The organism is Collinsella sp. D33t1_170424_A12, assembly GCF_015554865.1.
Classification (GTDB): domain Bacteria; phylum Actinomycetota; class Coriobacteriia; order Coriobacteriales; family Coriobacteriaceae; genus Collinsella.
The window spans coordinates 1-8783 of the sequence record NZ_JADNJJ010000022.1 but is presented as its reverse complement, the minus strand read 5'-3'; the positions used below and the strand labels follow the sequence as shown (position 1 = coordinate 8783).

Here is an 8783-nt window from a genome sequence, read left to right as displayed (position 1 = left end):
TGCGGGGCCTCTTCCTTCTTCAGAGCGGCATGGGCGTCGGAGAGCATCTGCAGCGCGAGGTCGACGTCGGCCTGGCCGGCCTTGTCGCTCTCGAGGACCGTCTTCGCGGTCTTGAGGGCGGACTCGAAGGCCCTCCAGGAGTCGGCGGTGTAGCCGTCGGCCTTGATGTCCTTGACCTCGTCGTACTTGGCCTGGAGGGCGGCCTTGTTCACCTCGGGCTCGGGCTCGACGGCCTTCTCCCACTTGGCGGTGAGCGTCAGGTCCGCCTTCACGGCGGCCGCGAAGTCGTACGCCTCCTCGCCGTTGAACCAGCCCTTGAACACGTAGCCCTCGCGGACGGGGTCCGTCGGCTTCTCGACCTGCTTGCCGTCCTCGACCTTCACGGTCGCGGGCTCGGCGCCCTCGTAACCGTAATCAAAGGTGACGGTGAACTCCTTGGGCTGGGGAGCGGGCTCGAACGCGGTGTCGAGCAGCGCGAGCTCGGCCACGGACGGAACCTTCCCGCCTTCCCAGCTTACATGGAGATCCTTCACGCCGAAGAACGCGCCGCCCGCGGCCTTCGAGAACACGAAGTCCTTCACGGGCTTGTCGAGCACGCCGAGCTCGACCTCGCGCGTCGAGCTATAGTCGGCGGCGTCGTATACGGTGGCACTCACCTTGGCGCCGTTCGGCACGCCCGAAGAAATCACGCGAACGCCGTCACGCGGCAGGTCGCCCGTCAGCGGATCCGAAACGCGATACGCCAGCTTGCCCGCTTCGGCAGCGGGGCGCCAGTACGTGGTGATGCGGCCGTCGAGCATGGCCTCGGGCGCATGCCCCTCGCCGACCGGCTGGGCCGTAGAAGTGAAGTCACCGGCAAGACCCGGATACAGCACCTTGAACGGCGTTGCCGAAAAATCGAATTCGATCGGCTTGTCGGTCTTGTTCTGCAGACCCGCGTAGCGAGCGGCAGCGATGCCGGACTCACCAGCAGCATCCCAGCTCAGACCGTTCACGGAGCCAACGACCGTCAAGCCGGCCTTTGCGACGGCGGCGGCCGTCTCCGCATCGACCGTGATGTTCGCCTGAACCGACGCGAGGTCGATGGCCACATACGAGCCGGCGGGGATCACGACCTTGCCGCCCGAGATCGTAGCCGATGCGTTATCGGCCGCACCGGCGAGCGTCAGGCCCTCGATGTCGCTCACCACGGCGCCGGCCAGGCTCTCGTAGCCCTCTTCGGCGGTGAGCTCGAAGACCTTCCACCACTTTGCGGTGTTCTCGAGGTTGGTCACGCGGATAGCCAGGGCGTTCACGTTGGCGAACTCGAACGTCTGCGTCTTAGCCGACGTCACGTCGCCCACCTTGTGCCAGCTGCCATCCTTGGCCTGGTACTCGACCTTGCCCTTCACGATGACGTCTCCGCCATCGTTATCCTGCACGAACGTGATCTTGCCGATGCGCGCTGCGGGCTCGAAGGTCAGGCCCACCCAGTCGTTGGCGCGGATGTTGTTGTGCTCGGTGTTCTTGAGATGCGCGTAGCTCGAAGGATTGCCATCGGCGATCTTGTCGAGCGTATACCACTGGTAGGCGGACATGCCCGCATCCATAGCAGGGGACACCCTGCTGGGCAGGCGGCGAACCGTAAGCTCGTTGAGGTCCCATGCGCCGGCATCGGGAACCGCGATGCGGACGCCGTTCACGGCGACGTTCGAGCTGAGCGTGATGGTCTGCTCGGCCTTCGCGGCCACGTCGCCCATAGCGGTCCACGTGCCGCCCGTGAGCACTTCGAGCTTGCCGGCGCGTGCGTTGGCGCCCTGCACCACGGTCACCACGCCGACCTCGGTCGTCTTCATATAGGTCAGGCCCGCCTGGGCGCCCTCGCCCTTCACGTCGAAGCTGACGCCGCTCTTAGCGTCGCCGTCCACGATAGCGGACACGTCGCCGGTCGCGGGCTCGACGCTTGCGAACGCCTCGTAGGGCTTGGCCGCGGACACCGAGGTGGCAACCTCGTTCACCTGCCAGTAGCCGTTGTAGTAGGACTTATTGGTAAAGCGCAGGCCCTTGAGGTCCATGGCCTTGGCGAACTTGAGCGTCTGCTCGGCATCGCCGTTCACGTGCCCGAGCTCGACCCAGGTCGTACCGTCGGTGGTGTACTCCACCAACGCATCGCGCAGCACGTCCTGCGGACGCGACGCGGGCACCGACTGCACGAACTTCACGCTATCGGCGCGCTGATACGGCTCGTACGTAATGGTGAACGAGTCGCCCACGTTCACGTTGGTGGTGGGGTTGCTACCAGAGAAATGAGCGTAGGTTGCGGGATCGCCGTCGATCACGTTGGCAGGGTTGCCGCTCGTGGCCAGACCCTTGAGCTCGATGGACGTGACCACGTCGACCGTTCCGGTCACCTCGCCCACGATGGGGCGCAGGTACTCGCCGAGCGCTTCGACGACCGGCCACACCGCACGGGTGCCGGCGCGGGCGTACTGGATGTCGGCAACATAGGGATAGCTGTGCAGCAGCGCGCTATCGAACTGCTCCTTACCCTGCGTATACTCGATAACGAGCGCGTCGTTGTCGCCCATCAGGCGCGCGCGGAGCGCGGAGAGATAATGCTGGGCCGCGCCCATGCCGTCCGACCAGAACCCGAGCCAGGGCTCGATCTGCTTGGCCATGGACTTGTTGGCCGCAGACGACCGATAGGTCTGAGCGGCTGCGGCGATCTGGCCGAACAGCTCTTCGACCTGGTCGATATCCTCGACCTTGACCGTCCCGTTCTCGACCTTCGCGCGGAAGGCGTCGAGCATGGGCTTCACGGACTCCGATTCACGCGACTCGAACGTCACGCCGCCGCCCTGATACCACTTCATGTGCTCGGACAGCGTGCGCAGCGCATCAGACGCCTCGCTTGCAGCCGGCGTGCCGTTGTCCACGTGGCTGAACGAATCGCGCCACACCTCGTCGGCATGCTCGTAGCTCGTCCAGTTCTTCCACGAGAAATCGGCGTTGAGGAAGATGCCGACCTTGCTGGGCTCGGACTGCTGCATGGGGTTGATCACGCAGCCCACGAGCGAGCCGGGGGTGACGTCGGCGCCCAGAGCGTTCTCGTAGCCGCCCATGGAAAGGTGATCGCGCGTATTGTCCGTGCAGGGCCAGTTGATCCACATGAACGGCGCGACGCCCGCCTTGCGCGTGAAGGTGGCGATGGTCGAGCGATCGGCCTTGCCCCATACGCGGGTACCGGTCATGATGGGCTTCACGTTCTTGGGAAGCTGGTTGTACCAGTACTCGCCCGCCTGCGCGTAGTTGGCGGCGACGAACGGGATGGTGTCCTTAAGGCCGGGGTACTTCGGCGTACCGTCCTCGTTCTTCATCGCCTGCAGTTCATGCAGCCACGCGGTGAGATCGTTCAGCAGCTTGGTGTAGTTGCTGGAACCCTGGTCGCGCGCATCGTCGGCGCTCAGCATGATCTGGCGGCAGCCGGCATCGATGACCTGCAGGTACTTTGCCTTGAGCACCTCGAGGTCCTTCTGGTAATCCCAGAAGGAGAGGGGCTGGTTCATAAACGGATGCAGCGCGTAGACGAAGCGGCACTTCGAATCGTTACCCGCCTTGGCCAGCGTCGAGATCTTCGCGATCTCATCGGGCGAGTACAGCTCGCGCCACTCGGCGTTGTGCTTGGGGTCGTCCTTGGGCGCGTAGACGTACGCGTTCTGCTTGTAATAGCCGCCCCAGCGCATGAGCTCGACGCGGTCCTCGGTGCTCCACGGATTTCCGTAGTAGCCCTCGATGAAACCGCGGGTCTCCACGTCGGCCCAGTCATTCACGGCAAGGGCGCGCACCGAGCGGGCCGGAGCCTGCTGGAAAATCTGGAAGAGCGTGCTCAGGCCGTAGAACGCCGAGTCGGTATCGCGACCCACGACGACGATGCGCGCAGGGGCCCCATCGGTCTTGGGCTGAATGGCAAGATGGTAGGCGTCGGTCTTGGTGAAGAGCTCGGCGCTCGGCGTCACGGCACCCGCCGTGACGAGCTGGTCGACCGCGCCCTTCGACCCGCTGATACCCACCAGCACCTCGGTGGCAGCGGCGTCGGTTCCGGGCTGCTCGACCTTCTTGGAGGCGATATCCTTCAGCGCGAGCGTCTCGTCGAGACGGCGCTGGGTCTCCTGGTCGATACCGGGCTCGACCACGACATTCACCGTCTCGGGCAACGTCACCTCGCCGGTACCGTATTCGAGCGCCTGCGGAGTGGGATAGACCTTATAGGCCTGCTCGGCAGCCCGTGCCGGCGCCGGCGCAGCGATGGCCGCCGCCGCCAGCGCGACGAACGCCGCCGAGAGCGCCTTGCGGATTCCCCTCCCCTTCATACCTGTGGAATGCATGTACATTCCCCCTTCCTACGGGTTCCAGTAAAAAGAAGGGCGCACCTGACGCGCCTCCTGAGTATCAAATGGTATGAGATGTTGCATACCAACATGTCGCTCTATCGAACACTTGCCCGCGAACGGCTCCGCGAAATGAGCCAGACACCGGCGGTGCAAACCATCCCTGCAGATAAAGTGGGTACCTGAGAAACCGCTCCGGCTGCGGACAATTCCGTGAACGGCATCGCCGCATGCGACGCCGTTCGCGAAGCGGCCCCGGCTCGCAAGGAACCGGGGCCGCTGAGATGCCTAGCGGCCCTGAGCGCGCATGTGCTCGTAGATATCCACGAGCTTCTGCTGCACGTCGTAGGGAACCTGCTCGTAGCCGGCGGGCTCCATCACGAAGTCGCCCGTGCCGCGCGTGAGCGAGCGCAGGCGCGTGGCGTAGTCGACCAGCTCGGCATAGGGTACGGTGGCCGTGATCACGGTGTCGCCGCGGTCGTTGGTCTCCATGCCGGTCACGCGGCCGCGCGAGCCCGACACGTCGCCCATCACGGCGCCGGCGTAGCTCTCGGGGATCGTCACGGTGATATTCTCCATGGGCTCGAGCACCACCGGGTCGGCGTCCTCGCATGCCTTCTTCAGGCCGATGCGCGCCGCGGTGCGGAACGCCATCTCGTTGGAGTCGACCGGATGATACGAGCCGTCGTAGCAGGCCACGCGCAGGCCGGTGAGCGGATAGCCGGCGATGATGCCGTCCTTCATGGTCTCCTGCACGCCCTTGTCGACCGCGGGGATGAGCGAGCGCGGAATATGGCCGCCCACGACCTCGTCCACGAACTCGTACTCGGTGCCGTCGAGCAGCGGCTCGACGCGCAGCCAGCAGTCGCCGAACTGGCCGGCGCCACCGGTCTGCTTCTTATGGCGACCCTGCGCGCTCGCCACGCGGCGGATGGTCTCGCGATACGGAATGCGCAGCGGCACGATGTGCGCCTCGACCTTGGTGCGCTCCTCTAGGCGATTGAGCAGCACGGATACCTGGGCCTCGCCCACGGCGGACACCACGGTCTGACCGGTCTCCTCGTCGCGCTCGATCTTCATCGTGGGATCGGCCTCGCACGCCTTCTCGATGAACGTGAAGAGCTTGTCCTCCTCGGAGCGGTTCTCGGCCTCGATGGCGATGCGGTACTGCGAGTTGGGAAACTTGAACGCCGCGGCCTCGACCTTGCCGGAGACGGACAGCGTATCGCCCGTCTCGGCGGAGAGCTTCGGCACCACCACGATGTCGCCGGCGTAGGCATGGCCGACCTCGGTCATCTCGCGGCCGCACATCACGTTGAGGTGCGTCAGGCGCTCGCCCTTGCGCGTGCGCGCGTTCACGAGCTCCATGCCGGGTTCGATCGTGCCGGTGAGCACCTTGATGAAGGAGATGCGGCCCTGCTGGGCGTCGTTCAAGGTCTTGAAGACGAAGACCACCGGGCGGTCGTCATCGGAGGAGATCTTGAGGGTATCGCCGTCGATCAGCGGCATCTCGCCGTAATCGGTGGGCGCGGGGAAGTACGTGGCGATATCGTCCATGAGGGAGTTGACGCCCTGCTCCTGCGTGCAGCTGCCGGCGAACACCGGGACGAACAGGCGCTTGGCGATGGCGGTGGCCAGCAGGCTCTCGACCTCTTCCTGCGTGAGGCCCTCGCCTTCGAGATACTTCTCCATAAGCTCGTCGTCGGCCTCGGCAACCAGCTCGCACAGCGTTTCATGCGCGGCCTCGGCCTCCGCGCGCAGCTCCTCGGGGATGTCGAACTCGGTCTGCGCGGTGCCGTCGCACTGGCGAGCCTTCATGCGGACCAGGTCGATGATGCCATGGAAATCCGGACCGGTGCCCCAGGGCAGGGTCACGGCGCCCAGGCGCATGCCGAAGCGCTCGCGCAGCATCTCCATGCACATGGCGTAGTCGGCGTTCTCCTTGTCCACGCGGTTGACGAACACCGCGCGCGCCAGGCGCAGGTCCTCGGCCGCATACCACAGCTTGACGGTGGTGGGTTGCGGGCCCTCGGCGGCGTCCACCACGAACAGCGCGCTCTCGCACACGCTCATGGCAGCGTAGGCATCGCCGATGAAATCGGGGTAGCAGGGGGCGTCGAGCACGTTGATGCGGGCGCCCTTCCAGTCGATCGGCGCGATGGAGGTCGAAATCGAGAACTCGCGCTTGACCTCCTCGGCGTCGTAATCGAGGGTGGGCTTGGTGCCACCGTGACCGCCCAAGCGAGCGGTCTTGCCGGACAGGTGGAGCATGGCCTCCGCGAGCGAGGTCTTGCCCACCCCGCCTTGGCCTACGAGCACCACGTTCCTCACATTGCCAGTCTTGGGCGCACCCATGGGACACCTCCCTTTCCCGGCACGCAGCGATGCGCGCCGAAAACGCGTGACGAGGTGCCTTGTGCAACCCCGCACGACAGCCGTATGACCCGAGCCTACCCCTCCGCGCAAGGGGTAACCGCCCGCTTTCGCCCAGTGCGCGCTCGCGTACGGTAAAGGGCGGGCAGGCAGCCGGAGGCTATCGCACGGGGCGGCCGACCCCCTGCAGGGAGCGCGTGACCGAGGCGAGCACGTCGTAGCTGTTGGGGCCTACGTCCGTCGACGACAGGAAGTGGACGAGCATGAGCGCGGCATCGAAGCAGCCGGCGTCAACCAGCCCCAACGCCGCGGTGGCCACAGCCTCTACCAGCGACGACACCGGCGCCAGCGGCACGCCCTCGGCACGTGCGATCGCCTGCGCCTCGTCGCGCGCGGGCTTACGGCTTAGATGGTTCTCGCGCATGAGCTCGTCCATCTCCTGCTGGGCCTCGCCGTAGAAGATCGAATCGCGGCGCACCAGCGCGTAGCAGGCAAGGCCGAGCTGGGGCTGCCCCATCTGCCAGAAGAAATACCCCAGGCGATAGTAGCAGCAGGCCACATCGGTGGGCACGGAGGCAACCTTCAACCCCTCGATAAGCGCCTGGACCGCCTCGGGCATCTTGCCCATATCGCGATAGACGAGCGCCAGCGAATGGTAGGCGTTGAACGACGTGGGTGCCAGGCCGACGAGCTCGATTGCCAGCTGCAGGGCGTCCTCGAGATTGTCGCGCTCGCGGTACATGCGGCACAGCACCGAGCGGGCGTCGAACGCCGAGTCGGGAACCTTGCGGAACCGCTGCTGCCCCTCGAGCTCCAGGCCGCCCGCCAGCACGCGCGATGCCATGTTGCAGCAATACAGCGGCACGCGGTCATCGCCCTGCAGCGCATCGGCGGCATCGTAGGCCGAAACGAGATCGGCCACCTCGCTGAGCACCGACGGGTCGCCGGCCTCCTCGCGCGCGAGCAACTCGCGAAAACGCTCGCGAAGCGGGTCGTCGCCCGATCCGTATACATCCAGGTCGCACACGCGATCGGCGCGCAGGAACGTGGCCAGCGCCGGCGGCAGCGGGCGGTCGTCCTCGGCGGTGGGCACCATACGGCAGGGGATGCCGGGATCAAGCGGATCCACGCCCTCGAACACGCCGTCGAGCTCGGTGGCGAAGCGATGCGCGCGCGGAGAGACCATCTCCATCAGGGCGGCGGACGTCAACTTCTCCTCAAGCAACGCATGCGAGGCGACCTTCGGAAGCACGCCCATGGCGAAGGGCCGGCGGTCGTAGGCGATGGTGAGCACGGCGCCGCCCGACAGCAGGCGCTCGTGCAGCGTCAGCACCACGCGCGTCACGCCAACGCCCGCCCCGAACGCCACCGCCGCCAGCAATACGGAAAGGCGCAGCGCATAGCAGCGGCGCGCTTCCACGCGCTCGCCGTCGTGCTCGAACGGCCAGGCGCTCGAAGCGGGCACCGTGGCGTCGATCGCAAACAGCCCGGCGCGGGCATCGCAGTCGAAGGTGTAATCGAACCCGAACGGCGTGCGCAGGCCCTCCGCCCCCGCAGCGAAGCGCGTGCGTACGTCCCACTCGCCACCGCGCGCGGCCACGGCGCCGGCGACCTCGGAAAACGGGCTCGCCTCCTCGCACCCCCGCAGGCGCGTTTCGGCGCCCGAGGGAAACGCGCACAGCGCGGTGCGGGCCACGGCCTCGCAAGCGTCCTCGCTCAGCGAGCTGGTGAACGGGGAAGCGCCGTCGTCGTCGGAGAGCATCCGGTCTATGAACACCAGGCGGTTGAGCGCGCCCTCCACCGCCTGCAGGGTATCGACCTCGCGATCGACCATGTTTTCACGGCTGTAGCCCGTCCAGAACATGCCCGTTGAAGCCAGGCGGCGCAGGTCGATCTCGTGCGTCGCGGCGATGGGGCGCACGTACTCGGCCCCCGCCGCAAGCAGGGACCGGGCGGCGAAGCGCTCGAATCCGCTCGCGTCATCCTTCTCGCCCCGGTAGATCAAGGCGTCGATCGAATCGGCATACGGCGCGCCCATGAGCT

General features: G+C 66.3%; 3 protein-coding genes. All 3 read right to left on the bottom strand.

Annotation, left to right across the window (positions count from 1 at the left end; translation table 11 throughout):
- On the bottom strand, nucleotides 1–4364 hold a 4364-nt coding region (locus I2E26_RS01110), incomplete at its 3' end, for a beta-N-acetylglucosaminidase domain-containing protein (RefSeq protein ID WP_195419283.1).
- 291 nt (nucleotides 4365–4655) lie between these two features.
- Nucleotides 4656–6722, bottom strand: a complete 2067-nt coding sequence (locus I2E26_RS01105; protein ID WP_195419282.1) for a translation factor GTPase family protein — start codon at nucleotides 6720–6722, stop codon at nucleotides 4656–4658.
- Nucleotides 6723–6900: 178 nt separating this feature from the next.
- The coding region (locus I2E26_RS01100; protein WP_195419281.1) for a M48 family metallopeptidase at nucleotides 6901–8783 on the bottom strand (1883 nt) is incomplete at its 5' end.